This window comes from Clostridia bacterium (genome assembly GCA_026414765.1).
In the GTDB taxonomy this organism is placed as follows: domain Bacteria; phylum Bacillota; class Clostridia; order Acetivibrionales; family DSM-27016; genus SKW86.
The window spans coordinates 50,532-76,456 of sequence record JAOAIJ010000010.1 but is presented as its reverse complement, the minus strand read 5'-3'; the positions used below and the strand labels follow the sequence as shown (position 1 = coordinate 76,456).

The window sequence follows — 25,925 nt, the reverse complement described above, 5'->3', positions numbered from 1 at the left end:
TTCTCTCCTGACCAATTAATTGAATTCTTTTATATATTTAACTATTAAGGTGTTAAACAGCATTTATTAATTTGAACTATTATTCTGCGTATAAAAATCTACTAAAAGTGAATTATTAACAATTACATATGCCTCTCCGTATGATATCTGCTTTGAAGCTGATATAGATGCCTTTTCTGTGACACCTAAATCAGTTGCGGTCTTTATAACATCCTCCGGTGACATATCCTTAATCATACCTGAATAACCAAGCCCGTTCAATACCATACCAAGAGCTCCACTATAAGAAATATATCCGTTTGGGAGCAAGGTGCTGCCTTCATCACCGGATAAAATTCCATATTTGTATGCAATCTTTATATTATTATATGCCTTGTGCGTTTTGTCAACATCTTTATACGGCAGCTGAATATTTTCTGTGTCTTTCTCTTCATCAAGGCTGAGCATTTTTACAACTAAGGAGATATATTCATGCTTTATAATTTTCTTTTTTAACAGAGTAGAGCCTGTTTTTGAATTATCTATAATACCCAGACCTAAAAGAATTTTAGAGCTTTCTGCCTGAAAAGCTGAATCTACGGAAGCCGATATACTTGCAAGCGATATGGATAAAGTAAAAAATAAAAGCAGTAGAAGCCTTAGAGGATAAAACTTTTTCATAAATGCTCTCCCCATTTGTCACTGGGACAAAAATATTACTGATATGATTATATATTAACATGTATGCATAATTATACACAACAGTTTTGCAATATTGTATGCTGCATATTGTGTATAAATTATCATGCTTAAACTAAAGCTATATATGAAATTTTATATATTTTTATAGAGGAGGAAGATTTATGTCAAGAACGGTAGTTGCTATCTTTGACAATTACAATCATGCAGAAACAGCAGCAAGACAAATCAAAGACCAGGGGCTGAGAACTGATGATATCTCTATAGTAGCAAAACAAGGAGATCAGAATACAGGGACTGGAGGAAATACAGCTACTATGGGAAGAAATGCCGGTGCTACCAATGACAATATTTCTGATGGTGTTGTTACAGGCGGCATACTTGGGGGATTGGCAGGACTTCTTATAGGTGCGGGCAGCATGGTGATACCGGGGTTAGGTATTGTAGCAGCAGCAGGACCAATAACAGGGCTTATATCCGGTGCGGTTACAGGCGGTATAGTTGGTGGCCTTGTAGATTTGGGAATTCCTGAAAACAGAAGCAAGCAGTACGAGACAGACATAAGGGCTGGAAAGGTGCTTTTCAGCATGAGATCGGATGAAGATAAAATAGACAGTATAGCATCGATATTGAGAAGCAATGGAGCGACAAGTGTAGATACTTACTGAAAATGATTGTACAGGAAACCATATGGTTTGCTCCAGGGCGTTTATAGTATTCATTGAATATATTAAACTAATGAATAATAACATAATAAATAAACGGTAGATCTTTGTCTACCGTTTATTTATTATTTCACAAATCAGATAATGCTTTACATGATAAAGAGCATTTTCTGTTCTTATTCTAACGAAACCCGACATTTAGCGGTTTTTATTGTCCAGGGTCAATTACATCATCAGGAGCAGGGTTCACAGCATCTGTATCTGTACTGTTTCCGGTTTCTGGGGCATTGTCGGCTGGGCTGCCGTCGGTGTCTGTTTTTGGTTTTGTATCGGTATTGGCATCAGGCTGCTTTACCGGCTGGGTAGTTGTTGTGGTTGGTACTGCAGCTTTTTTTGTACCCCTTGCTATTTCTTCAGTTAAAGGTTGATAAACACTGGTATCAATTTTTACCTTTTCTATTACTTTTCCATTAACCTTGATTATTTTGTAGGTGTCCACAGTCATGCCTTCATGGCCCTCTTGAAGCACTTTTGGTTTACTTCCTTCTTCCATATTTGGATCATCAATGTATTTTGTTTCAAAACTCTTTTTATTTCTTATTTCCGGAAATATTTCAATAACTCTTTCCGGATTTTCACTGGTCCCTTTGATAGTGAATACAAGATAATTATCCTTTGTAATGCTGCTTTCAATTTTTATAGGCCACTTTGTTGAGTTTTTAAACTTAAAGTCTGTGGTGTTTCCGAATATGGTAGCGTCAGTACCGGGTTTTACATAAGTAACAATAAACATATGATTTCTTCGTTCTACGATATCAAGATCGCTTTTTAGTACTGCGTTATATAATGTAGAAGATACCTGGCATATACCTCCTGCCAAATCAGGTACCACTTTTCCTTTCTTATAGACATATGCATCGAGATAACCGGCAGCTTTAGTCCTTTCCCCTACGGTTTCATTAAATGAAAAGACTTCATCCGGTGCGAGTACTTTTCCGTTTATCCTTGACGATGCAAGCTTGATATTTACGCTTCTGTTTTTGTTGTTTTGTGTATTTGTCTTAAAAGGAGTTTTTACAGTACATAGTATATCTTTAAAAAGCTTTGCATGTATATCTGCGATTGTTATTTTAGGCTTTGCAAAAGAAACGGGGAGGACTTTTTCCATATTTTCAGCTTTTTCAAGCTCCGTAGCTATACTTTCCAGATCATCTTTATTAATACTTCTTCCTATAACCTCAGGAACAAATTCAACTGCATTATTAACTATTTTAAAAGTTGCATCCTTAACTTCACGGTTTATCTGGTTATAGTATTCATTCACATTGATTCTGCTGGGAGCAGTTATAATTACTGGAATTTCCAAGTTAAGGTTTTTGCCGGACTTAATAGATTCTTCTATTTCCCTAAAGGATTTATCCTTATCTATATTTTCACCATGGCGTCCCGAACGTATTGTAATCCGGTCCTCCTGTACAAGCAGATCCGCTTCCTTAACGCTGATTAAAGTTCTGGAGTATATATTCTGGAGTGTATCGGTGATTTTATCCTTATCGTAGGAAACCGGAATTTTTATCGTTACATTTGATCTGCGGGCTTTAAGTATGTCAGAAAATCTTTCGAAAATGTTGCCTGATCTTCCTAGGTTGTATGCCAGTTCGACTGCCTTGTTTATATCATAATTTACTTTAATATCCTTAAAACTTAGTTTTTCAGTAATATCCTTGCACTTTATTACAATGTCGGAATGTTCGGTCTTGTTGGTAAAATTACTATGTAAAAGCTCTTTAAGATCTTCCTTTGAAAGATTTCCGGCATAAATACTATTTACATAGACTCCCTTATATATTTTGTCATAGTTCAATATCATGTAACTGAATTGGGCTGTTAAGGCTAGCATGAGCAAAATGAACGATATTAACGAAATGTAGACCGCTTTTCGAGATAAAAATTTGAAAGGCGACTTCTGTGGGTTTGTATTCTGAACTTCAGGTTCCATATTTAAAGCACTCCAATTTATTTTATTTAATATCCGATAACAAACAAGCAGGCAGGGGAGCTTCAATCCTGAAAATTGTCTTCTATCGCTTATTTAGACGTTTTTCCCTATGATTTGTTCCCTATATAGATACTTATATATTATCGCAATTTTACTTAAAAAACTCAATACATTTTATATGCAAAATTGTTACTATCAGACAAAAATCTTACCGTATTTTGCAGGTTTTATCAACACCTAATAATATATTCCTAAATGATGCTTTTTAGAATTTATTTAATAAATTATTGTAGCGCAGGTGCTTGGGACAAAGCAGCAAATATTACATATTAATTAAAAATTAAGTATGTATATGGAAAAAATCGTACAAAAGTATTAATATTATTAACTAAGGGGGGACAGGAATGAATAGTTTTAATGAAAGAGAATTTCTTTCTATTTGTAATCAGTTCAATGTTGAACCTTATTGTGAAGAAATAACCATTGAATACAAGAACAGTAGTTTTTTTAATAAAATGAAAAAGTCAGTAGAAAAGGACAGGCGCGGAGAAGTTGTTTTTTGTGTTGTCAGACCGAACGGTAAGATAATTACAGTTACATGTGAAGAGTATCCTGGAGGAGTTTTCAGAATACCTACCGGCGGCATTTTCCATGGTGAAGATATAGTTGAGGCAGTTTTTAGAGAGACAAAGGAAGAACTTGGCCTTGAAGTAAAGCTGGAGATATTTGCGGGTGTACTAAAAATAAAATTTGTACATGGTGAAAACTGTGTAATGTTTTATTCCTATTTATTTATAATGAAAGAAATGGGTGGAAGATTGCTTGTGGATGCAAGTGACAATGAAGTTAGTGAAGTTAGTGAAGTAGAAGTTGAGGAATTGAAAGCTGTAGCAGATACATTGAACAGCATTGCCGGAAAATGGGCTGACTGGGGAAGATTCAGGTATGCAACCACTGAGGCTGTTTATAGAGTTCTTAAATCCCATGGATACTAAAGCATAAAAGTAAAGCAAAGGGTGTTAACCGGTATTCTATAATTAAGAGTGTGGTATGAGAATATTATTATTTAGTGATTCCCACGGAAATATCAACAATATGGTGAAGGCCATAAGGAAAAGTAAAGATATAGATATGATTATTCACTTGGGTGATTTCGTTTCGGATGCTTTGAAATTAAAAGAACTGTACAGTTACATAAGTTTTGAGTATGTGCATGGAAATAACGACTGGTCCAGGGAAATTCCCGGGGATAAGATATTGGAACTGGAAGAGAAAAAAGTGCTTATCACTCATGGTCATAATTATAATGTAAAAAATGATTATCAGAAGATTATACGCAAAGGAAAAGCTGCAGGTACAGATGCAGTTTTTTTTGGACATACACATATTAATGAAGAGATCTTTTACGAAGGAATGCTTGTGCTTAATCCTGGGAGTATAGGTGCACCGGGATATTTCCAAAAACCTACCTATGCTGTTGTTGAAATTAGCAAGGGGAAAATTTGTTCAAGGTTTCAAAGTATATAGTAACTAAATTGATTACCAAAATATTCAAAATGATGTATAAAAAGGGTAAATTCTGCTTATACTTAGAATGTATGACATTTAGAAAGTGTAAGGAGAATTTACATGTATATAAATGCACAAAAAAACATCAATATAAAGCTTGGAAAAGTTAATTTTTTCGGTAAGCTTATCAGGCTTTTATCAGTTAAGGAAAAAAGCGAAATCATTTCTTCGGATCAGGCCTGTGAAAATCTCGAAATTGTAGAGAATATAAGAGACGCAAAAAGTGAATGGATATACGCAAATATTAATTTTAATTATGCAGACGAGCAAGAGCTTGTAGATTATTACACTTATAAAATTAAGGCTTGCCAGGTAAGATATGAGTACTATATAAAAAAGGCAAAGGAAAAAGGTATACGCCTGGATTCCCTGGATACAGCTGAATCAATATATGGTAGAGATCACTTAAGTTACTGAAAAAAAGGTTGATTTAGTCAACCTTTTTTATTATGGTTTTTGTAATAAATATTTGGCCAAGTATATATATATAATTATGGCTATAGAGTTAAGTGTTCTATTTGCATATGTTATTGGAATAATTATTTTATTTTTATTGGGGAGAATGTGTATATATCCTATGAAGATATTGGTTAAACTGCTTTATAATGCAATAATAGGCGGGATAGTACTGCTTTTTATAAACCTTATTGGTGGTGTATTCAACTATCATATTGCTTTAAATGTTGTATCTGCTTTGATAGTAGGATTTTTAGGAATACCCGGAATAATACTGCTGGTAGTATTCAAAGTTATTTTTAGCATCTGAAGTCATAACTGATTACACACAATCATTGACTTCCTAATCTAGAGGTCTGAGCCAGTATGCAATACTGGCTTCTTTTTTATGTGGCAGACTATGCTGATACTTTATGGATTAATTTTCTAAATATATAAACCTTCATTTTACGCTTGCAAAAGGGCGATAGTCTTTTCTTGTATACAAAGAACAATTTAACTACCTATTGTTCCCTATATATAAGTGTTTTATGCTTCGTGGCTTGACAAAAAATAAACAAGGAAGTATACTTTTATTTGAGTGAAAATAACATTGTTGTCTGGTTAGTCAGTTATTTTTAATTTTCAGGTAAGGATGTAAACATGACTGATTCCCTGATGTTGTATATAAGAATACTTTCATGATTTTTACATATAACCTGAAAGTTTCTTAAATCAGCCAATCCTTTCCGCTGTTGCATTATAACTAATATGACCAATAGCAACATTATATTTAATTATAAAGAGGAGGTTTACCACATGGGCAAGGTTGTTGAGATTAGATGGCATGGACGAGGTGGACAAGGCGCAAAAACTGCATCATTGTTACTCGCTGATGCAGCGTTCAATACCGGAAAGTATATTCAAGGTTTTCCGGAATACGGTTCAGAAAGAATGGGTGCACCTATTACTGCGTATAACAGAATAAGTGACGAGAAGCTGACAATTCACTGTAATATTTATGAACCTGAGTTTGTTGTAGTTGTTGATGATACACTTCTTACTTCTGTGGATGTTACAGCTGGTTTGAAGGAATCAGGTGCAATTATAATAAACACTACTAAAACACCGGAAGAAGTAAGGCCTTTATTGAAAGGATATAAAGGAAAAATTTGTACAATAGATGCAAGAACAATCTCCATAGAAACTTTGGGCAAATACTTCCCAAATACTCCGATGCTTGGAGCTGTAGTAAAAGTTAGCGGTGTTATGGATGAGAAGAAATTCCTGGAAGATATGGTTGATTCCTTTAAACATAAATTTGCAAAGAAACCTGAAGTTGTAGAAGGTAATGTTAAAGCTCTTGAAAGGTCAATGCAGGAGGTGAAAGGGTTATGAGTTGCAAAAAGGAGTTAAAAACTGTTTCTATTGATGTAACTTGGAAGGATATTACCGAAGGTGGTACAATACCTTATGCTGGTAATGCACATCTTTTTAAGACAGGTGACTGGCGTTCAATGAAGCCTGTTTGGTTGCAGGAAAAATGCAAACAATGTCTGTTATGTTTCCCCGTATGCCCTGATTCATCAATTTTAGTTAATGAAGAAGGTGCCATGACAGGTTTTGATTATGATCATTGTAAAGGCTGTGGAGTATGTGTAAAGGCATGCCCATTCAAGGCTATTGATTTTATAGAAGAAAGCAAGTAATCCGGATTGATACAGATGCCGGGGGCTTAAATGAATTTTAAGGAGGGAATTAATAAATGGCTATTAGAGAAAGAATGAGTGGTAACGAAGCTATGGCCGTTGCCATGAAGCAGATAAATCCTGATGTAGTTGCGGCTTTCCCGATAACTCCATCTACTGAAGTTCCCCAGTACTTCTCAACTTTTGTTGCAGATGGTGCTGTTGATACAGAGTTTGTTGCAGTAGAATCAGAACATAGTGCTATGTCAGCTTGTGTAGGTGCACAGGCAGCAGGTGCGAGAGCAATGACTGCTACATCAGCAAATGGTCTTGCACTTATGTGGGAAATTCTTTATATCGCTGCATGCTCAAGATTACCTATAGTTATGGCATGTGTAAACAGAACTCTTTCAGGTCCGCTGAATATACACAATGACCACAGTGATTCAATGGGCGCAAGGGATTCAGGTTGGATTCAGTTATACAGTGAAAACAACCAGGAAGCATATGACAATATGCTTATGGCAAACAGAATCGGTGAGCATCCTGATGTAATGCTTCCTGTTATGGTATGCCAGGATGGTTTTATCACTTCCCATGCTGTTGAAAATATTGAATTGGTAGAAGACGATAAGGTTAAGGCTTTTGTTGGAGAATACAAGCCTGAAAATTATCTTTTGAATAAAGAAACTCCTATAGCTGTTGGTCCTTTGGATCACTTCACACACTGCTTTGAGCATAAGAGACAGCAGGCTCAGGCAATGATGAATGCTAAAAAAGTTATTCTTGAAGTATCAGCTGAGTTTGAAAAAATGACAGGAAGAAAATACGGCCTGTTTGAAGAGTATAAGACAGAAGATGCAGAAGTAGTTGCTGTAATACTGAACTCAACAGCAGGAACTGCAAAATACGTTGTTGATCAGTTAAGAGCACAGGGTAAAAAGATAGGCTTAATTAAGCCAAGAGTATTCAGACCATTCCCTGTAGATGAAATAGTTGCTGCATTGTCAAAGTTTAAAGCAATAGCTGTAATGGATAAGTGTGACAGCTTCAATGCTGCTGCAGGTCCATTATTTACAGAAATAACAAGTGCCCTTTACGCAAAGGGTGTATTCGGACCTAAGGTTGTTAACTATATCTATGGTTTGGGTGGAAGAGACGTTAAGACAGAAACCATTGAGTTTGTATATGATGAATTATTAAAAATCGCAAGCACAGGTAAGGTTGAGTCAGTATACAACTACCTGGGCGTAAGAGAATAGGAGGTGCACTAATGGCTTATAATTTGAAGGAAGCTGCAAAAAAGCCGGAAAGACTTACCGGTGGACATAGAATGTGTGCAGGTTGTGGTGCTCCTGTAGTTGTCAGACAGATATTAAGAGCATTAAAACCTGAAGACCATGCTGTTATAGGAAGTGCAACAGGATGTTTGGAAGTTACAACTTTCCTTTATCCATACACTGCATGGAAGGATTCATTTATTCATAACGCTTTTGAAAACTCAGCTGCATCGGTATCCGGAGCAGAAGCGGCTTACGTTGCGATGAAAAAGAGAGGTAAGCTTGAAGGGGAAACTAAATTTATAGCCTTCGGTGGTGACGGCGGAACTTATGATATAGGCTTGCAGTCATTATCTGGTGCAATGGAAAGAGGACATGACATGGTTTATGTTTGCTATGACAATGGAGCATACATGAACACTGGTATACAGAGATCCTCAGCAACTCCTAAATATGCAGATACAACAACATCACCTGCAGGAAAGAAGATTCCAGGTAAGCAGCAGTGGAGAAAAGACCTTACAGAGGTTATGGCTAACCACCATCTTCCATATGTTTGCCAGACAGCTGCAATTGGAAACATGAAAGATCTATATGAAAAGTCTGAAAAGGCTATATATACAAAAGGACCTGCATTTATGAACGTATTGGCTCCATGTCCGAGAGGATGGCAGTACAATACTCCTGACTTGATGGAATTGAACAAGCTGGCTGTAGAAACTTGTTTCTGGCCATTATACGAAGTAATTGATGGTAAGTATATAGTTAACTATATACCAAAGAACAAGCTTCCTATTAAAGATTTCTTGAAGGTTCAGGGTAGATTCAAACACCTCTTCAAAGCTGGAAATGAATACATGATTGAAGAAATCCAGACTGAAGTAGACAAGAGATGGGAAAATCTATTAAAGCTTGCAGGACAGGCATAGTGATAAAAGTTTATTAATAATAAAAGCAGGCTGAACATCTTCAGCCTGCTTTTATATATAATCGAAAAATGTAAAATAAATAATAAGTCAGCAATAATATGGTATATAATGGAATAGAAATTAGTAGAAAAATGTAATAGAAATATAACATGATTTTAATATACCATATATTGACAATTTTTCTCATTTATAATAACATAAACATAGGTGATTAAAAGTTTAGTTTATGAATCAGCGCTGATAACTAAAAATAGATAAATAGATATAAGGGGGAGGTTGTCAGCGCCCTTTTTTTAACTCCCAAGTTACCAGTAAACAATTTCTCTCAAGTTCCTCTTTAGTTAGCCCAGGAGACAAAACAATAAAAATCTTGGCTTTGGTGTGTAAGATTCATATGAAAGGAAGTGATAAAATGGATTACCTGATGGACAGACTTATCAGGGAAACAGTGAAATTTCTTGAAATATGTCAGGAACAAACATTAGAAGGAAAAATATCTGTTAGAGATTATAATTCACTTACTACCAGCAAATTTAAGTTTATAAATGATATTTTGGAAGAAGAAAAAAGGCCTTTGTTTTTTGATAAAAATTTTTGTAAGCGTTTATATAGATTATATATGAATGGATACTTTCTTAATAGTTTAGATAAGAGAATAGTAGGCAACTAAAATATTTCCACAATTTGAATATTTTTTTTATTTTTAGAAAACCTTTATTTAGAAAGAGAAATGGGCTTATTTTGGCTCAGCTATCTAATATCTGAATATGGGGTTTTTTATGTTTAAGAAAAATTATTCAAATTGTATCCTTGCTATATTAGTAGGATTATCTCTGGTAATAAAGCTTGTATTGATTGCCAGATACAAAAATTTACTGACACTGGGCAGTGATGATATAAATTATATAAAAAGTGCAATAGTTCTTGCAGAAAGGGGTACTTTCACCTTTCACAATTATAATGAGCCCACAGTATTTATCATGCCATTGTATCCGATGTTTCTTGCATCTGTATTCAAAATATTCGGATATGGGTTAGCAAGTCTGCAAATCGTGAGAGTTATTCAAGCTGTCCTAAGCTGTATAACTATTATATTGGTATATCTGACGGCTAAATTTTATTTTAATAAGGTAACCGGCTTAATAGCTGCCCTTCTTATGGCATTTTACATTCCTAACATTATTACTGTCGGATATATGCTGACGGAAACAGTTTTTACCATGCTGTTATGCCTGTTAATTTACCTATCACTAAGGTTTTTAAGTGAGCCCGGATACATGAAAGTTACTATTCTGGGATTGATCTGGACAGCTGCAACACTATGCAGGCCTACGGTTGCACTATATCCTATACTCTTCTTCTTTTATCTGCTTGTGAACTTTAAAATGAAGGTGACTCAAATAATTAAGTATGGTGCGGTGATGTTGGCGGTATTTTCAATAATAATGTCGCCATGGTGGTTGAGAAACTACCGGGAATATGGAGAGTTTATACCGCTTGCGGCATCAAGCGGTAATCCTATGCTCCAGGGCACATATGTCGATTATAAGCAAACACCTGAAAATATTGTATATTACAAACTGGGTAGAAATGCGTATGAAACGAATAGAATAGAAGTCAGTGTTGCAAAAGATAGGATAAAAGCTGAACTTAACAGGGACTTTTTTGGATACATAAGGTGGTTTATATTAGGGAAAACCTTCTATCTCTGGAATAGTGCGTTTTACTGGAAACAGTTTTTTGGTATAAGCCGGTATTTCGTATTGGCACACCACTACATTATTTTATTGGGATTTTTGGGGATTGCTCTACTGCTCTTCAACAAAATACATAAGTACGTCCTGCCAATATCCGTAATACTGTATTTTAATGCTGTACATTGTGTATACATGGCCTTTGACAGGTATGCTTTTCCTTTGCTTCCGCTATTATCTGTCTTTAGCGCATACTTTATTTATACAGTTTATTCGTTGTGTAAATCTTTTTGTGCAGCGGTTATCAAGGGCTCCGGATGAGAGTTTGCAAATAAAGGCTTCTTAGCACTAATTGTAAGAAGAGCAGATCTGCGTTGCAATTTTGCTCTTCTAGGGAAAATACTCGCGGCATATATTTATAATGCACACAAATATGTGCAGGTTGAGATTAAGATTAAGTTCAAATACATAGTGGATAGTCAAGCGACTCATTACTATTAGCATTTTACCAATTTTGAAACAGCTTCTATAATATGGTTTTAGGGTTGTTATTAATAAATTAATGCGTTGCGTGGAATTACTTAATAATCAATACTGGACATTGGCAGCTTATATCTTTACAGGCTTAATCTCAACCTTAGCCTTAAGCAGTTTTGCTGCACAAGTGGAGGTCAATATGCAGGATATAGATAAGGATATTGCCGCTAAGTATGACTTGGACATAAAAAGTATAACTCCCCACAAGGATGCTTTCATTTTAAATACCCAGAGGGGAAAGAAGCTGCTGCGGAAAAACAGTTTGGCAGGGGAAAGGATATTATTTACGCATGGTGTGAAAGAGCATTTATATGTGAAAGGTTTCAGAAATATAGATAGGTATTTGTGTACGACAGATAGACTTCCATATATAGAAGTTGACGGCAGTAACTTTACTGTCAGTGATTTTATAGAAGGGGTAGAATGCAGTTTTGATAATAGAAAAGATATTATTAACGCTTCAATACTGCTTGCAAACCTGCATAGTGCCTCCAGAGGTTTTTTAGCACCGGAAGGGAGTAAAACCCGGGATGAACTAGGAAAGCTCCCCTCATACTTCGGAAAAAGACTAGATGAGATAAAAAAGCTTAGAAAGGTGGCAAGAAAAGGCAGAAGCAAATTTGACTACATGTTCCTTGATTATTTTAACTATTTTAATACACTCGGAGAGCAGGCTATACAAATGATAAGCTTATCAAAATATGATGAACTGGTAGCGGCTACAAAAAGCGAAGGATTGTTATGCCATCATGATTTTACACACCATAACATTATTTACAGCTCTGATAAATACTACTTAATAAACTTTGACTTTTGCTGTTTTGAGCTGAAGATATATGACCTGGCTAACTTAATTAGGAGAAAAATGAGAAAATGCAACTGGGATATTTATGAAGCTAAAGTGATAGTAGATAGCTACAGAACTGCAGAGGTAATAACTGATGATGAAATGTATGTAATGAAGATTATGCTTCAATTTCCACAAAAATTCTGGAGGGTTGTAAACAAGTACTATAACAGCAAGAGGAGCTGGTCGGAAAAAATATATGTAACAAAACTCCAGGAGGTAGTAGATGAAATAGAGTATCATAAAAAATTTATGGATAAATATGAGCTGCTGATGTAAAAAGCGGATTCTCCTGAACTGGAAATACCGGGAGAATCCGCTTATCTTCATAAAGTTGCAAAGAATAAACTCAAGGTTCTTCTGCTCGCATTATTGCTTCACCTAGAGCTCGATTTGCTGCCGCATTCTTTTTCAGGGGGATATCTGATTTTACTGACGGAAGAATATATTCCTTCATATATCTGAAGGGTTCAGCTCTTTCTTCATTATTCATTTCTCCTGTAAAAACCGTAATCAAATTGTACTCAGGCATAACCACTATGTATTGGCCGGCATAGCCGTCAGCTCTGTATCCACCGTAGGGATTCATCCACCACTGATACCCGTAATTGTCACCCTTGTTATCTCCCCAATAACTCTCAATGTGTTTTGAGGTAGCTTCTTTAACCCACTCTTCTGGCACAAGCTGCTTTTCTTCCCATTTTCCTTTCTTTAAGAATAGGTAACCGAACTTTGCCATATCTCTTGGCTTGAGCTGAAGTCCCCAGCCTCCGGTGTTAATCCCTGTATTAAGCATTTCCCAGTTATAATCCGTTATTCCCAGGGGAGTAAATATATGTTCTTTAGCATATTCTTCAGGTTTCTTACCGGTTGTTTTGTATATTATTTCTGCCAGTAAATGAGAAGCGCTGCTGTCATATAAAAACTTTTCTCCGGGTCTGAAGCTGAAAGGCAGGTTGAAAAAATCCTGAGGCCAGTTCATGCTGCTATACGTATGTCCGACATAATCCTCAGTATGTCCCGCCGACATGGTGAGTAAGTCTTTTATGGTGATGCTTTCTGTGTTTAAATCGTTTTTCTCGATTTTTATATCAGGGAAAATATCAATGACCTTTTGGTTTACTCCTTTAATATAGCCCTCATTTATAGCGATACCAACCAGTGTGGACGTAAGGCTTTTAGTTACGGAATATAAATTGTGTTTTGAACTTATTGTATATGGTTCAAAGTATGCCTCTGCAACTATGTAGCCATTCCGTATAATAATGATGCTGTGTAAGGGAAGCTCCTTATTCTTGATATCATGAAATACTTTTGTCAGCTGGTTAGAATCCATTCCCTGAGTTTCCGGTGATGATTTTTTCCACTCTGTAGTTGGATAGTAGGGGGGTGTAGTTTCAGATTCTTGTTCCATGGCAGGTGCGGCTGCTTCGATTTTATCAGTACTCACTACAGTTGTTGAGCTTGATTCCGGTTCTTCAGGGCTAGCAGGTGAGCATCCGGCTGTAAAAAGCATAACAAAGGCCAGAAGAATAACAAACCTGGTCATTATATATTTTTTCATATAGGATTGCCTCCATTTAAAGTAATATGTAATATGTTATCAGTACCGGGATACATTTGTAAGTAGATATTCTTCGGGAAAAGAGTGGCTTTTTTTAGGCTCTTATAAACAAAAAGAACCTCTATCAAAAAGATAAGGTTCTCTGCTCATAATCTCTAAAATAATCCTGTAATTACTCCATTTTCGTCAATATTTATCTTTTCGGCAGCAGGAATTTTCGGTAAACCCGGCATGGTCATTATTTCCCCTGTCAGGGCTACTATAAATCCTGCACCTGCCGATAGTCTTACCTCTCTGACCGTAACATCAAAACCTTCCGGCCGTCCTAAGAGTGATGCATTATCAGATAATGAGTATTGGGTTTTTGCCATACAGACAGGCAGTTTGTCCATACCCATCTCTTCAATTTTCCTAATAGCTTTTTCAGCCGATGCGGTTAATACTACGCCCCTGCCACCGTATATTTCCCTGGTAATTATCTCTATTTTTTCTCTTATAGAAAGATTGACATCATAAAGGGGCTTGAAGTCTGAGGCAGTGGTGTCAATAATATTCACAAGCTTCTCAGCCAATTCCATACCGCCATTACCGCCTTTTGCAAAAACCTGGGAGAAAGCTACTTCTACATTCATGCTATTGCATCTGCTTTTTATGTATTCTACTTCCTCTTCCGAATCTGTATCGAAATGATTTATTGCAACTACAAGCGGTACACCGAACTTTCTCAGGTTTTCTACATGTTTTTCCAAATTTACGAAGCCCTTCTTCAAAGCATCAAGGTTTTCTTTCTTCAAATCTTCCTTCTTTAGGCCTCCATTGTATTTCAAAGCTCTGATAGTTGCTACAAGAACTACTGCATCAGGCTTGAGGTTTGCGTATCTGCATTTTATATCAAAGAATTTTTCTGCACCAAGATCAGCCCCGAACCCTGCTTCTGTTATTACATAATCGGCCAGCTTCAATGCCAGTTTGGTAGCGGCTACACTATTACACCCATGAGCAATATTGGCGAAAGGCCCACCATGCATTAGAGCTGGTGTATTTTCCAGCGTTTGAACCAGATTTGGTTTTATAGCGTCTTTAAGCAGCAGAGTCATTGCACCGTCTACATTAAGGTCTTTGGCGGTAACTGCGCTTCCACCATAGCTATATCCTATAATTATATTGCCGAGGCGCTTTTTTAAGTCCATTAGGTCAGAAGCGAGACATAATATAGCCATTACCTCAGATGCCACAGTTATGTTAAAACCATCTTCCCTCGGGGTACCGTTAGCTTTACCCCCTAGACCGACGATTATATTTCTCAGTGATCTGTCATTCATGTCCATAGCTCTTTTCCAAATAATCTGCCTAGGGTCGATACCCAGACAATTTCCCTGTTGGATATGATTATCTATCGCTGCTGACAACAGGTTGTTTGCTGTCGTTATAGCATGCATGTCACCGGTAAAATGAAGGTTTATATCTTCCATAGGAACAACCTGTGAGTATCCGCCTCCTGCTGCTCCGCCCTTGACACCCATAACAGGACCCAAGGAAGGCTCTCTAAGTGCTATAATGGCCTTTTTACCTATCCTTGCCATTGCCTGTCCCAAACCTACTGTAGTGGTAGTTTTTCCCTCACCGGCAGGTGTTGGATTTATAGCGGTTACTAAAACAAGCTTTCCATCTTTATTGCCTTCTATTCTTTTCCATAAATCATCTGTAAGTTTAGCCTTGTATTTACCATATAACTCCAGTTCGTCAGGCTGTATTCCCAAACCTCCAGCGATTTCTGCTATCGGTTTCATTTTGCAACCCTGAGCGATTTCAATATCAGTAAGCATAATACATACTTCCTTTCAAGCGCAGCTGAATGCGCTGTTATCATCTCTTTCCGTTTACCTGCAACCTTATGCCGCGTAAAGAATTACGCTCTAAATGTTATTATAACGTTTAGCATTGCTGTTAATCAATACTCATTTTCTCACATTACAGGTCTTTCAGACATATTATGTAGCAGACGAAATATTGAATGAAGGAAGGTGACAGGATGGGGGATTTGAAAGTCGGAGATATTGTAGCTAGGAAATCCTATGGCGGCGATGTCTATTTCAAAGTTACCGATATCAGGGAGCTAAACGGGGAAAGGGTGATCATACTTAAAGGTATCAGTTATAGAATTGAAGCAGATGCCCCTGAGTCAGATCTGATCGTATTGGATGATAAAAATGTAACAGAGTATAACTCGAGGATTAATTCGATTGTAAGCAGGAAATGCAGGGAAATTCAAACATCAAACCATATGGCAAGATATAGAGGTGGCTCAAAAAAATTATATTATAGAAACACTCCGACAGACAATGCCCGGAAATTTTCCAGGTCGGGTAAGATACTACACGTTGATGGAGATAATGATTATTTAGAGAATTGTTTAAATCAATATAGAAAATTTGGTTTGGATGTTATAGGAGAGTTTATACCTGAAAGTGAGCAGCCGGGAAAAATTTATGACCTCCTTAGGAGGCATAGACCGGATATCCTTGTCTTAACAGGCCATGATAGTGTTATTAAGGGAGATAACAACTATTCCAACATAGATAACTATAGGAATTCAAAGTATTACATTGAAGCAGTTAGAGAAGCGAGGAGGTATGAGCCTGATTTTGACAGTCTGGTTATTTTTGCAGGAGCGTGCCAGTCAATGTACAATGCTATACTAAAAGCCGGTGCAAACTATGCCAGTGCACCTTACAGAGTACTTATACACGCACTTGATCCGGTATTTATCTGTCAGAAGGTGGCACTTTCAGGCATAGATAAAGTGCTTAAACCGTCTGATGTTATCAGCAATACGATAACAGGAGCAGAAGGGATAGGTGGGATAGAAACGCGCGGGAAATATAGGAATGGATTTCCTTTGGAACCGTACAATAATTAGTATTTCAAAAATAATACTTGACATAATTTAATTTCCCCTGTTATAATATTTAAATTTTTTTGACAAGCACTAAAGTTTGTGATATAATACTTGCAAACAGAAGATGAGGTGATTCAATGATAGGAAAGAATGACCTGACCCAAATAAGGAAAGACATAGAAACCTGCATTGGTCAAAAAGTTCAACTAAAAGCCAATAAAGGTAGGAAAAAGGCATTTATTAGAGAAGGAGTCCTTGAAAACACCTATCCCAGCATCTTCATAGTAAAGTTTGAAAACGATTATGAAGCAACTAGAAGAGTATCTTATAGCTATACTGACATACTGACAAAAGCTGTTGAACTTGTTGTATGCAAGGATAATAAAAGGATACAGGTTAGCTGATAGTGTTAGGGTAGAAGATTGCGCCAATGGACAAAGTAAGATTAACTTATTATACAAAATGAAACCAGTTAGACCCCTTTTCTAAAAGGTTGGTTAAAAAGTCAGGTGATTACCTGGCTTTTTAATTTTTCTGAAACCATATACTATTAACTCTCTTTGTTTGGCAATAAGTAAAAAGCATATGCAGTGTTTTTACTCATAATAATTTTACGGGTTTAAGTTAGTCATATTTCCCTGACCTTGTCAATATATATATACTACAATATAGTCGCAGGCAATAGGTGATAGGCGATAGGCAATGGGACAAAGAGAAGGAAAGCCCGTTCCATAGTTCGTAGCCAGCGTCTTCAAAAGAAGGCGAAGCCGCGCATGAAGTGCGTTTCATATATAAAGCAGGGGGAGGATTGTAAAATGTCGCTTGAACTTATCAGGGACTCTATAAGAATTAATCAGGTAATTGGTGAAGATTCAACACAGACTGTTGTTGAAAATGATATAATCGTACCCGATGTTAAGCCGGATGTCGACCGGATACTACTCTTAGACGGAGACATTTATTCATACAACTCTGACATTTCACAGGACAGGGTACTGGTTAATGGGGCAATTCAGTACAAGATACTCTATGTGTCCGATGATGAAGACAGGAGTATTAAAAGCATAAATACCAATACCAGCTTTATGTGCAGCCTTGATATTCCTAGTGCCAGATCTGGAATGAGCGGTAGGGTAAAGTGTGAATTAGAACATATAGATTATGAGATTTTAAATGGGCGTAAAATAAATGTAAAAGCCATTGTTAAAGTAACGGGAAAAGTAACTGATGAAATTGAAAAGAGTGTTATAAGCGGCTTTGGAGATAGTGATGAAGTCCAGATATTAAAAAGCAATGTGAGAGTAAACAGCTCATTAGGTGAAAGTACAGAGGAGTTTTCCCTGCAAGAGAGTATGGAAGTACCGGCAGGAAAACCGACTATACGGGAAGTTTTAAGAAATGATATTAAAATTATAGGTAAAGACTACAAGGTAAGTGATAATAAGATTATCACCAAAGGAGAGCTTCTGGTATCTACGCTTTATACAGGGGATGATGAGAATAACAGTATCCAGTATATGGAGCACGAATTACCATTCACGCAGTTAGTCGATCTGACAGGAGCTAACGACTACTCGACCTGTGATGTAGATTTCCGAATTACTGATGCCAGATTTGAACCAGCAGAAGATAGTGACGGCGAGTTAAGGATACTAACCGGGGAAGTGAAATTAAAGGTTACTGCGTCAGGATTCAACAAGAAGAATATTGAAATGGTTGATGACGCTTACAGCCGTCAGATAAGGCTTAATCTTGACAAGGAGCCTTTTAGAGTAGAAGAAACTGTAGCAGAGAATAAGGGACAGATAATTCTTAAGGATACTATTTCCATGCAGGAAGGAAGCCCGGAAATATCAGAGGTATTTAATGTCTTGAGTAAACCTTCTGTATCTGAAGTAAAAGTTCTGGATGATAAGATAGTTGTAGAAGGTGTTGTGGACAACAATATACTTTATCTGGCTAATAGTGAAGAACAGCCTGTATATTGCAGTAACCAGGAAGTACCTTTTAAGCACACTATGGATGTAAAAGGTATAAATCAGGATATGGCGTGCGATGTGGGCCTGGATGTTGAGCACTGTAATTACAGTATGGTTTCAAGCAATGAAGTTGAAATCAGACTGGTTATGAGTATAAATACGAAAGTCGTCAGTCATAATGAAATACCATTAGTAGTAAAAGTGAATGAATTGCCTGTAGACGAAAGGTTAATCGAAAACCAGCCAAGTATTACTATTTATTTTGTAAAGCCCGGAGACTCTTTCTGGAACATTGCAAAGAAGTATTATACAACGGTAGAAGAAATAAGGGGAGCAAACAATATAAATGACAGAGAAATCCTATATCCCGGACAGCAATTGGTTATTCCTAAAAGAAGGATATAAACCGGTAAATGATTAAGATAATATTTTGCACAATGTACTAAAAATTAATAATAAGTGGGATTTTAGTGCCTGAAATTTAGATTTCAGGCACTTTTTGTTGAAAGTATTATGTTTTTTGTATATAATATACGTAACTAATTAGGGGAGTATAGTTATGCAAATGATTCAATTAAAGGCCAGGGCTAAGATAAACTTATCTCTTGATGTTGTAGGAAAGAGGCCTGATGGATATCACGAAGTAAAAATGATAATGCAGACAATAGATTTGTATGATGATATATTTATTGAGCAGACGGATCATGGGATCAGTATAGAGTGCGGCTGCCCATGGGTTCCGGAAAACTGTGATAATATAGCCTATAAGGCTGCCCAATTGCTTGTAGATAATTATAACATAAAGGGTGGAATAAAGATAAGAATTAACAAAAATATTCCTGTTGCAGCAGGGCTAGCCGGAGGAAGTTCTGATGCGGCTTCTGTGATAAAGGGAATTAACAAAATATTTGATCTTGGTATTAACGAAGCGGAAATGATGCTATTGGGGAAACAGATAGGAGCGGATGTTCCTTATTGTATAAAAGGGGGAACGATGCTGGCTGAAGGTATCGGAGAAGTATTGACGGAGCTGCCCGCTCTACAGGAAACACATATTGTGCTTGTAAAGCCTAAGATAGGAGTATCTACACCATGGGTGTATAAAAATCTCAGGCTGGATACTATAAGTCAGAGGCCTGATACTGAACTACTTATAAATAGCATAAAAAACCATGATAAGCATTATCTGGCGGCTAATATGGTAAATGTACTGGAAACTGTCACTATCCCTAAATATACCGTAATTCAGAGGATAAAGGAAGCACTGTTGGCACTGGGGGCATTGGGGAGTATGATGAGTGGCAGCGGGCCATCTGTGTTCGGTATATTTGACAATAGCCAATCGGCTGAAAAAGCCTATATAGAAATTAAGAAAAGTAATTGGGACTGCTTTCTGACTAAATCCGTACAGTAAATAACTGATATGATATGCCAGTCTGGAAGTTTTAGTTTAGTACAGGCGATTTTCAACAGAATGATTGAGTAATCCCAGATATTTAAACGGATGCAGATTCAAGCTGCAAAGTCTTAACTATAAGTGAGGAGAGATAAAAATATGGCGGGAAAACTTTCAAAAGTAAATTTAAACGATTATAAACCCTTAAGGGAAGTAATATTCAACACATTAAGGGAGGCAATTATAGTAGGGGAACTAAAGCCGGGAGAAAGGTTGATGGAAGTCCAGCTCGCGGAGAAGATGGGTGTGAGCAGGACTCCGGTAAGGGAAGCCATAAGAAAGCTGGAACTTGAAGGTTTGGTAAACATGGTTCCGAGGAAGGGTGCACAAGTTGCCGATCTCTCTGTAAAGGATATAATGGATGTGCTTGAGGTGAGGGCAACACTGGATGGTCTGGCAACAGCACTTTCTGCACAGAGAATAACAGAGGAAGAGCTCAAGGAGTTAAAGCATGTAAATATGCAGTTTGTTAACTACATGGAAAAGGACAACCTTCAAGGGACTATTAAAAAGGATGTAGAATTCCACGATATTATTTACCGCTCCTCCAGGAATGACAAGCTAATTCAGATAGCCAGCAATTTAAGAGAGCAAATCCATAGGTTCAGGGTTATTTACCTGAAGGATTACAGCAGCCCCAAGGATATTATTAAGGAGCATACGGATATTATTGAGGCCATATCGGCTAAAAATAATGAAATTGCAGAGACTGTAGCGCAAAAACATATAAGAAGACAGGAAGAAATAATAATTAATTCAATAAAAAAGCATAATTTGACTTAAAATATTAAGAGAGGTGAAAAACACCTCTCTTAATATTTTAAACGGGGAAAGGGTAGGGCTAATGCTGAATGTAATAATACTTGCCAGTGATCACGGTACGCACAAATGGAATGATACTGTCAATAAGGCTTTACTAAAAATTAACGGCAGAGCTATGATTGATTATGTTGTAGATGCTTTTAGGAATGTTGAATACATAAAGAAAATAGTAGTTGTTGGTAATGTAGATGAACTGGAGACCGTGCTTAAGGATAAGGTAGATGCAGTTATTGCCCCTGAAGGCCTGATAGTGGATAATATAATCGCAGGAGTAAAGTATCTGGGGAAGGAGATGCCGCTACTCATCAGTTCCTGCGACATACCGTTGATTACTGCAGATGCGGTAAAGGATTTTATTTTTAATGCCAGGGATATGGGTGCAGACTTTTGCTACCCTATAGTGGAAAAAAGTATTAATATATCTAAATATCCTGAATTTGAAAGGACTTACATAAAGGTAAAAGAAGGAACGTTCACAGGAGGGAATATTTTTTATCTTAATCCTCAAATAATTGAAAAGGGCTATGCTTTAGCCAGTAAGCTTTTAGAAGCGCGGAAAAACCCCCTGAAAATGGTTACCATAGTAAGTCCTGGCTTTGCAGCTCAGTTTGCTATGGGAAGGCTGACTATTGATAAGATGGAAAAAAAGTTTTCTGAATTGTCAGGAATCAAAGCAAGGGTTTTTGTTTCGGAATATCCGGAAATAGGAAATGATGTGGATAAGTCAAGTGATGTGATAGCTGTTACTGCTCACCTCTCACAGTGACAAAAGTACATGCATGAGCATGTACTTTTGTCACTGGACCACTTCATAGCCCAGGCTTGAAACCTTTTTTCTTATATCCTGAGGTTGTACATCATTTGGGTTATATTCAACATTAACCATTTTAGTTTTCAAATCAACGGAAATATTACCGACACCGTCTAGAGTTTTTAAACCTTCTTGAATTTTGTCCGAGCATATGTTGCAGGTTATTGATGGAACAGTAAATGTAGTAGTTTCCATAAAATCCTCCTGAAATTAATGATATTATAGTTTAGCTCCATATGATAAAAATTATTTATATATAATCCGGCTCCTCATACATAATTTTTTTTTAAGTTCAGGATTGTCATAACTGTATATGAAGTATTTTATTGACAAACAATGTAGAGAGTAGTAATATATACTATAGATATCGAGTCTATAATAAATACATGGACAGATCGTTAGTTATATACTTATAAATAGCGTTATATTAATTAACTAGGGAGGCAAGGCTATAATTTCTATGTGGTATGAAGAATTTTTGAGCAAATATAAGGCAGGTATTTCACATGAGTTCCTCTTATATTTCAATGTAAGGGACCTTGTTGATAATTACAGATATGTAGACAGATTTCTTTATGATGAATTCATTAAGCAGAGGGGTTTTGGGATAGTTGCTTTTTATGATATTTCCCATGGGCTTACATTTATCGATCCTGGTATGGAAAGAGAATTCCATAAGATTACCTCAAATGAAGCTGTAAATCTGCTTCATGCTCTTCCATCCAAGATATTTCCTTATATAGATATGGCTTTAAGAGGTACAAAAATGGTACTTTTTATAAACCATGCCGAAAAGATAATTCCTGCCGTAGATGTAGGAAGCATGTCTCTTGAAGAAAGGGCAGCCCTTATATGGCTTTGCGAATGGTCTGTGGATCCCAAGATATCCAACGTGGGAAGTACAATAATAATGCTTGCAGACAATATTGCAGATGTAAGCAGGGAAACTTTAAAGTCCTCTTACAGAATCGAGCCTGTATTGGTTGAGTTACCTGGCGAAACCGATAGAAAAGAGTATATAGAGTATCTTTTGAATGACAAAAATGTCAAGTCAAATATTTCGTCGGACGAATTTGCGAAACTGTCTTCAGGACTCAGTAAGAAGTCCATAAAAGATATAAAGCTAAAAGCGGAAGCTGAGGATGTACCTGTAAGTTTCGAATTCATTAAGGAGAAGAAGCATTCTGTTCTAAAAAAGGAATATGGAGATGTTTTAGAGTTTATTTACCCCGAAATCGGTTTTGAGGATATAGGGGGCATGGAAATGGCAAAAAACTACCTTGTAAAAAATATCGTCAACCCTATCAAAAAGGGAGATTTGAGAAGAGTGCCCATGGGAATACTATTATGCGGGCCATCTGGAACAGGAAAGACTTTATTGGTTAATGCCCTGGCAAAATCCAGCGGGTTTAACTGTGTAAAGATAGATATGTCAAGGATATTGGGTCAATATGTGGGTGAGAGCGAGAAGAATTTCAAAAAATGTCTTTTGGGAGCCCAGTCACAGCAGCCTGTAATCGTTTTTGTCGATGAAATAGACACTGCCTTTAGAAGAGGTGAGAGTGGGGACAGCGGTGTGAGTAGAAATATATTCAGTGAATTTTTGCAGTTTACCAGTAATACTAATAATAGAGGGAAAGTAATTTTCATTGCAGCAACTAACAGACCTGACTTGCTTGATGCTGCACTGAAAAGGGCAGGCAGATTTGATAAAAAGATACCTATTCTTCTTCCTGAGGCACCTGAAAGGGCAGAAATATTTAAGATTATGATAAAAAAGTATGGCTTTGAAACTGACATTGCGGATTTTTTACCTTTTGCTGAGAAAACAGAAAGCTATACAGGCGCGGAAATAGAAACTGTTGTAAGAAAAGCCTACGAGCTCGCAAATGAGGATGAAGCTGAGGGGAGTGTCCTTACCGGTGATATACTGGATAGGGCGATAGAAAAATGCCGACCGAGCACTCAGGAAGTTGAATTTATGACCATGCTTGCTGTCAGAGAATGTGATGATAAGGACTTGTTGCCGGATAAGTATAAAGAATGGCTGGATAATAAGGATTCACTTGAATTTGCAGAAATTAGGGAATAGGAAATTTGTTTCATACCAGACAAAAGCCTGTAATAAGCGTATAAATAAATTACCAGGGGTTCATGCAAAATGTCTGTAGAATTTATATTTATGTATTTACAAGGTTCTGTATTTATAATAAATTATTAATGTAGAGTAAATATTCAAATAAATCAATGTTCTTGGTTTTGTATAAGAATAATAATGGGGAGGCAGTTTTATGGGTTTGTTTAGTAGATTAGGTGCTGTTATAAGAGGATTTTTTGGACTCTTTGTAGGAGGAATAGAAGAAAGAAATCCTGATGCACTTTTTGAAGATATTAAGAATCAGATTGATAGGGCCAGAAAGGAAGCAGAACATCAGATTATAGAAATTCAGACAAATGCAGAGTTGATTAAGATAGAAATGAAAAATGCAGAGAAGAACCTTAATGCTATAAAAGCCCGTATCGAAGCGGCTCAGAGGCAGGGAGACAAAGATGTGCTTATCGAGCTTCTTGTGCAGGAAGAAGAGTATCAGACCGTATTCGATACGCATAAGGCTACCTACGAAAGTGCTATGTCCGATGTTGCAAGGATAAGGGAAGATTATAAGATATTTGAGTCTGAAATGAACGCTAAACTCAATGAATTAAAAACTCTTAAATCCCAGGCTAAGATGGCTACATTAAAGGAAAACATAAACTCTGTAAATGCAAAATATACCTCAAAGAACAATGCAGTCGGTAGTGTGAACGAAAGTATGGATAGAGCAAGAGACCTTGTTAACAAGAAAACTGCAAGGGCAAATGCTATAGAATCACTAAATGATACTAATATGGATATGAAACTAAAGAGACTTGACATGAACTCTGCAAGAGATAGGGCGCGCGCAAGGGCAGAGGCAATGCTGGGCGGAGAGCAGGGTTTTGAAGTAAAGGAAAGAACAGATAATAAAGCAACTAATTAATATTATTAATAATTATTTTGAAAAAGATAAATATTTTTTAGTTTTTGCAGACATAAATTAATATAATACGTATATAATATTGAAAAGCGCCTTTAATTAAGCGCCATAAGGGCTTAACTTCTAGCGCTTTTTCAATTTAGGATTTTTGAATACTGAAATCTGCCAGACCTAACACGATAAATTAAGCTGGCTTTTTATGAGGGATAACTATGAAATTCAGGATGTTTATGAGTGCAATTTTTAAACCCAGGAATCTGGGGCTGCTTTTGTTGTTTGCCGGTATATCGGCTGCCCTGGTGGCAGTATTGGATGTAGGTGTTCTCCAGTCCCTTATACCATTTGAACTAAACACCAGTACGGCAATAACTTACGTTCCTGCTATTTTTCTATACCTTGTTTTTGTAGGTCAAACTCTCTTAAACAAGGATTTTCACGAGAAATTTAACAGGAAGGAAAAGATAAGAAATATACAGGATTTGAATTTTTCATGCTCACGGCTGGCTAACGAAGCCAAGAAGCATGTCAGTTCTACCTATCTGCAAAAACTCCGCAAAGTAATGGAGGATAAAACCGATATAGTAAATTCTTTCTTTAAAGGAGAACACAGCTTTATTAAAGAAAGGATTGTGGAGCAGACACTAAACCTTGTACAGGCATATATAAAGCTTTCCGTCAACTTCTGCAAAAGGAGCAGAGAGCTAAGTGAGATGGATGTAGGTGATATTGCAAACAGGATAAATGCAAATATGCGTAAGTTGAACTTTGCCAGCGACCCTCATATAGTTCAGGATATAAAAAATCTTATTGAAATGGATGAAAGAATAATAAACAGGCTGAAGGAAGAGAAGAAAGATATCGAGAGGATAGCGGCAAAACTTGATTATATGGAAAGTACCGTCAATATGTTCAGGCATCAGATAATGTCGAGTATAGAAACAGCCGAAATGGTTGAAAAGCTTGAGACAGCTGTTAATGAAGCTACTGCTCTTGATAATGTGCTTGAAGAAAGACGGAGAAATAAAATTAATCTGTAATATGAGCAAAAGAACCCAC

Annotated in this window: 26 protein-coding genes; 21 read left to right on the top strand and 5 right to left on the bottom strand. The window is 36.7% G+C overall.

Going from position 1 to position 25,925, the window contains the following annotated elements:
• Positions 1 to 66: 66 nt before the first annotated feature.
• Complete coding sequence (locus N3I35_02550; GenBank protein MCX8128963.1) at positions 67 to 660, bottom strand: S-layer homology domain-containing protein; 594 nt, start codon at positions 658 to 660, stop codon at positions 67 to 69.
• Positions 661 to 842: 182 nt separating this feature from the next.
• On the opposite strand from N3I35_02550, the gene N3I35_02545 reads away from it, so the two are divergent.
• Positions 843 to 1,346 carry a hypothetical protein gene (locus tag N3I35_02545; GenBank protein MCX8128962.1) on the top strand — a complete coding sequence of 168 codons (504 nt, stop codon included), beginning with the start codon at positions 843 to 845 and terminating at the stop codon, positions 1,344 to 1,346.
• A 205-nt stretch (positions 1,347 to 1,551) separates the two neighbouring features.
• Here N3I35_02545 and N3I35_02540 read toward each other — a convergent pair whose 3' ends face one another.
• The gene (locus N3I35_02540) at positions 1,552 to 3,342 is read right to left on the bottom strand and encodes a VanW family protein (GenBank protein ID MCX8128961.1); all 1,791 of its coding nucleotides are present in this window, start codon (positions 3,340 to 3,342) and stop codon (positions 1,552 to 1,554) included.
• Between the two features lie 404 nt (positions 3,343 to 3,746).
• On the opposite strand from N3I35_02540, the gene N3I35_02535 reads away from it, so the two are divergent.
• The 11 genes from N3I35_02535 (at position 3,747) to N3I35_02485 (ending at position 12,600) form a co-directional block, all read left to right on the top strand.
• Positions 3,747 to 4,337: an NUDIX hydrolase gene (locus N3I35_02535; GenBank protein ID MCX8128960.1), complete on the top strand. Its 591-nt coding sequence runs from the start codon at positions 3,747 to 3,749 to the stop codon at positions 4,335 to 4,337.
• A gap of 55 nt (positions 4,338 to 4,392) precedes the next feature.
• Positions 4,393 to 4,869, top strand: a complete 477-nt coding sequence (locus N3I35_02530; protein MCX8128959.1) for a metallophosphatase family protein — start codon at positions 4,393 to 4,395, stop codon at positions 4,867 to 4,869.
• A gap of 102 nt (positions 4,870 to 4,971) precedes the next feature.
• Positions 4,972 to 5,328: a YaaL family protein gene (locus tag N3I35_02525; GenBank protein MCX8128958.1), complete on the top strand. Its 357-nt coding sequence runs from the start codon at positions 4,972 to 4,974 to the stop codon at positions 5,326 to 5,328.
• A 76-nt stretch (positions 5,329 to 5,404) separates the two neighbouring features.
• Positions 5,405 to 5,677, top strand: a complete 273-nt coding sequence (locus N3I35_02520; protein ID MCX8128957.1) for a pro-sigmaK processing inhibitor BofA family protein — start codon at positions 5,405 to 5,407, stop codon at positions 5,675 to 5,677.
• A gap of 488 nt (positions 5,678 to 6,165) precedes the next feature.
• Entirely contained in the window at positions 6,166 to 6,744 is a 579-nt protein-coding gene (locus tag N3I35_02515) for a 2-oxoacid:acceptor oxidoreductase family protein (GenBank protein ID MCX8128956.1), read from the top strand.
• A complete protein-coding gene (locus N3I35_02510; GenBank protein ID MCX8128955.1) occupies positions 6,741 to 7,055 on the top strand; it encodes a 4Fe-4S binding protein in 315 nt (104 codons plus the stop codon). The genes N3I35_02515 and N3I35_02510 overlap by 4 nt, the downstream gene beginning before the upstream one ends.
• A 56-nt stretch (positions 7,056 to 7,111) precedes the next feature.
• A complete protein-coding gene (porA, locus tag N3I35_02505; protein MCX8128954.1) occupies positions 7,112 to 8,296 on the top strand; it encodes a pyruvate ferredoxin oxidoreductase in 1,185 nt (394 codons plus the stop codon).
• A gap of 11 nt (positions 8,297 to 8,307) precedes the next feature.
• Positions 8,308 to 9,243, top strand: a complete 936-nt coding sequence (locus N3I35_02500; GenBank protein ID MCX8128953.1) for a thiamine pyrophosphate-dependent enzyme — start codon at positions 8,308 to 8,310, stop codon at positions 9,241 to 9,243.
• 394 nt (positions 9,244 to 9,637) lie between these two features.
• A complete protein-coding gene (locus N3I35_02495; GenBank protein ID MCX8128952.1) occupies positions 9,638 to 9,913 on the top strand; it encodes a hypothetical protein in 276 nt (91 codons plus the stop codon).
• 109 nt (positions 9,914 to 10,022) lie between these two features.
• Positions 10,023 to 11,258 (top strand): glycosyltransferase family 39 protein, encoded by a 1,236-nt coding sequence (locus N3I35_02490; protein MCX8128951.1) that lies wholly within the window; start codon positions 10,023 to 10,025, stop codon positions 11,256 to 11,258.
• Positions 11,259 to 11,613: 355 nt separating this feature from the next.
• Positions 11,614 to 12,600: a CotS family spore coat protein gene (locus tag N3I35_02485; protein MCX8128950.1), complete on the top strand. Its 987-nt coding sequence runs from the start codon at positions 11,614 to 11,616 to the stop codon at positions 12,598 to 12,600.
• 70 nt (positions 12,601 to 12,670) lie between these two features.
• Here the strand turns inward: N3I35_02485 and N3I35_02480 are convergent, their stop codons facing one another.
• Together N3I35_02480 and N3I35_02475 are read right to left on the bottom strand one after the other, a co-directional pair.
• A complete protein-coding gene (locus N3I35_02480; protein ID MCX8128949.1) occupies positions 12,671 to 13,885 on the bottom strand; it encodes a beta-lactamase family protein in 1,215 nt (404 codons plus the stop codon).
• A gap of 155 nt (positions 13,886 to 14,040) precedes the next feature.
• The gene (locus tag N3I35_02475) at positions 14,041 to 15,711 is read right to left on the bottom strand and encodes a formate--tetrahydrofolate ligase (GenBank protein ID MCX8128948.1); all 1,671 of its coding nucleotides are present in this window, start codon (positions 15,709 to 15,711) and stop codon (positions 14,041 to 14,043) included.
• A 206-nt stretch (positions 15,712 to 15,917) separates the two neighbouring features.
• Between N3I35_02475 and yabG the strand changes: the two genes are divergently transcribed.
• The 6 genes from yabG to N3I35_02445 all read left to right on the top strand — a co-directional run bounded on the left by yabG (position 15,918) and on the right by N3I35_02445 (position 21,807).
• Complete coding sequence (yabG, locus tag N3I35_02470) at positions 15,918 to 16,805, top strand: sporulation peptidase YabG (GenBank protein MCX8128947.1); 888 nt, start codon at positions 15,918 to 15,920, stop codon at positions 16,803 to 16,805.
• Positions 16,806 to 16,921: 116 nt separating this feature from the next.
• Positions 16,922 to 17,188: a Veg family protein gene (locus N3I35_02465; GenBank protein ID MCX8128946.1), complete on the top strand. Its 267-nt coding sequence runs from the start codon at positions 16,922 to 16,924 to the stop codon at positions 17,186 to 17,188.
• A 411-nt stretch (positions 17,189 to 17,599) separates the two neighbouring features.
• Complete coding sequence (locus tag N3I35_02460; protein MCX8128945.1) at positions 17,600 to 19,168, top strand: DUF3794 domain-containing protein; 1,569 nt, start codon at positions 17,600 to 17,602, stop codon at positions 19,166 to 19,168.
• 154 nt (positions 19,169 to 19,322) lie between these two features.
• Positions 19,323 to 20,177, top strand: coding sequence for a 4-(cytidine 5'-diphospho)-2-C-methyl-D-erythritol kinase (gene ispE, locus N3I35_02455; GenBank protein MCX8128944.1), 855 nt, complete (start codon positions 19,323 to 19,325; stop codon positions 20,175 to 20,177).
• 141 nt (positions 20,178 to 20,318) lie between these two features.
• Positions 20,319 to 21,002: a GntR family transcriptional regulator gene (locus N3I35_02450; GenBank protein MCX8128943.1), complete on the top strand. Its 684-nt coding sequence runs from the start codon at positions 20,319 to 20,321 to the stop codon at positions 21,000 to 21,002.
• Positions 21,003 to 21,063: 61 nt separating this feature from the next.
• A complete protein-coding gene (locus tag N3I35_02445; GenBank protein MCX8128942.1) occupies positions 21,064 to 21,807 on the top strand; it encodes a nucleotidyltransferase family protein in 744 nt (247 codons plus the stop codon).
• A gap of 30 nt (positions 21,808 to 21,837) precedes the next feature.
• Here N3I35_02445 and N3I35_02440 read toward each other — a convergent pair whose 3' ends face one another.
• A complete protein-coding gene (locus N3I35_02440; GenBank protein MCX8128941.1) occupies positions 21,838 to 22,047 on the bottom strand; it encodes a heavy-metal-associated domain-containing protein in 210 nt (69 codons plus the stop codon).
• Between the two features lie 265 nt (positions 22,048 to 22,312).
• Between N3I35_02440 and N3I35_02435 the strand changes: the two genes are divergently transcribed.
• The 3 genes from N3I35_02435 (at position 22,313) to N3I35_02425 (ending at position 25,906) form a co-directional block, all read left to right on the top strand.
• Positions 22,313 to 23,944, top strand: a complete 1,632-nt coding sequence (locus tag N3I35_02435) for an ATP-binding protein (GenBank protein ID MCX8128940.1) — start codon at positions 22,313 to 22,315, stop codon at positions 23,942 to 23,944.
• A 199-nt stretch (positions 23,945 to 24,143) separates the two neighbouring features.
• The gene (locus N3I35_02430) at positions 24,144 to 24,872 is read left to right on the top strand and encodes a PspA/IM30 family protein (protein MCX8128939.1); all 729 of its coding nucleotides are present in this window, start codon (positions 24,144 to 24,146) and stop codon (positions 24,870 to 24,872) included.
• Positions 24,873 to 25,081: 209 nt separating this feature from the next.
• Positions 25,082 to 25,906 (top strand): hypothetical protein, encoded by an 825-nt coding sequence (locus tag N3I35_02425; GenBank protein MCX8128938.1) that lies wholly within the window; start codon positions 25,082 to 25,084, stop codon positions 25,904 to 25,906.
• The last annotated feature ends 19 nt before the right edge of the window (positions 25,907 to 25,925 follow it).